General features: G+C 53.2%; 1 protein-coding gene. It reads right to left on the bottom strand.

Features of this window, described 5'->3' with window-relative positions; all coding sequences use genetic code 11:
* Positions 1–289: 289 nt before the first annotated feature.
* Positions 290–649, bottom strand: a complete 360-nt coding sequence (locus tag KUW18_RS19540; protein ID WP_206938463.1) for a hypothetical protein — start codon at positions 647–649, stop codon at positions 290–292.
* Positions 650–1,944: the final 1,295 nt, after the last annotated feature.

Genomic DNA, 1,944 nt, shown 5'->3' with positions numbered 1-1,944 from the left:
TCGGGGAAGTCGGAGAGTGCACCTAGCATGAATCATGGCTCCTTGTGCGGTGTCTTCACGTCATCCGTGACGTGAACAGCGAAGGACTGCGTCAGGTTGCCCAGGGGCGATGGCTTGGGGCTGTTTACCCGCTTGCCTGGGGTCGATAATGCCAGAGCTGGCGTCACGATCAATCACCAGGCAAGAGGACTTCCTGTGCCCCTTCCTTGTGCCCCAGGGCCTCTAAGGGTCTCCCGGGGCTCAAGACAGGTCGACTCGTCCTGGTGGCTAGGAGAGCAAGCGGTAACGCTTAGATGAGCTCTTCGATGTTGTCGACGGTGGGCTCGAGGATGAGCTCGCCAGTGCCTTGCTTTACCACGCGGTTAGGTTCGATAAAGCAGGTGACGAGGCACCTGGCGCTCTCGCCACCGTCAGAGATGGTGTAGGTCTTCTTGGTCGATACAACACGACCCTGGACGAAGACCAGGCTTGTCTTTCCTTCTTCTTCCGCGGTGAAGGGCAGTTCAAGCAGTTCGTCTGTGCCGGGTACTTCCAGCAAGGTATCGATCTGATGTTCGGGCATGTCCAGCGGTGACGGTTTCAGCGTCAGGGGTTCGAGAGACTTTGTGTTGAGGGAGTCTGTGAGTTGGAACATCAATCGGTAGTTCATGTCTCGTCCTGGTTGGTTTCCTTCCGGCGTAGTGCCTTCACTCGCCTGTTCCCTGCGGTGCTCACTCACCCTCCGCGGCGCTGAGGGCCTGGCCGATCTAGGAGGTTCCCGACCATGGCTACAACGCCTGCAGTATCAGTGACTTAAGAATTATACAGCGAGCGCCCCTTGTATAGCATTTGTGATGCGTCAGGGCTAATACTTTATGCCGAGGCGGGCAGAAGCTGGCTGGCACAGCCAGGGCTGGGCGTGTTGCATCACCCCCTTTCGAAGGGTGTGGCTGTGTCGTGGTTGGGTCATATGAGCGTGTCGTAAAACAGGACGTGGTGATTTTTTGCTCATTTTTCCCGCTTTCTGTCGGCACTTTCTATCCCCACTTTTTTATCAGCCCTTTCTATCAGCCCTCTCTATCAGCCCTTTCTATCAGCCCTTTCTGTCTACGCTTGCTATCAGCCCTCTGTCTGCGCTTGCTATCTGCCTATCAGGTGAAGTTAGGAGATAGGAGTTTCCTTTGTAGGAAATATTGGACAATTCAAGATGTGGTTGAATGACCTCTTTTTCCTAACTGCTTTCCTTTCTTCACCCTTTTGATGTCAATGCTCCTATCGTTGTGCTTTTCCGCTACGACATTCATTTCTACTGCATTTTTTTACTTCCTTTTCTTGGGGTAGTATCTCGATAATGTCGAGTCTACTCAGCATGTCTTGTCAGCCAGCCGGTGCGACACCAGGTGGTGATAAATATACGTCTGGAAACGTTGAGCAGGGTCACCATATCCAGGCATCACGGCCGTTGAGTGAGGTCTTGCGGTAGCCATTGCTACGCCGTATGAAGTGACAAAGTAACAAGTAGAGTTAAGTTGAGTTATGAGTAATTTTATTCCAAAAATACGTGGTAGGAAGGCAGTAGTACAGCGCATTTTTATCGGCGACATGCCAGAGGCATTATGGCTATAGCGTTTGATCATTGAGCGTAAATGCCGGGGCAAACTGTTGCCAAAATTTCTTGGATGAAGACGACGTTTTACGTCCCCCCTCCGGTATTGCTCTGGTCGACCGGCGTGATGACACCCTTGCCTATTAGGCGGGCGTTATCCAGGCCGATGCCATCGATCATAGCGAAAGTCCCGTCTACTTCACCGTTCAGGCGCGCTTCTAGTGGCCGCGCCAGATACGAGCCATGCCCTCCAGGAGGGACGTTTGATGAACCCACGCCGTCCGCTGTTTCGCCATCTGGCCATCGTCATGATCAACGCCCTGTTCTGGCATCCCGTGGTGGTGCTGGCAGACGGCATC

Source organism: Halomonas sp. DP5Y7-2 (assembly GCF_019802025.1).
Lineage (GTDB): Bacteria > Pseudomonadota > Gammaproteobacteria > Pseudomonadales > Halomonadaceae > Halomonas > Halomonas litopenaei_A.
This window is presented reverse-complemented; position numbering and strand designations above follow the sequence as displayed.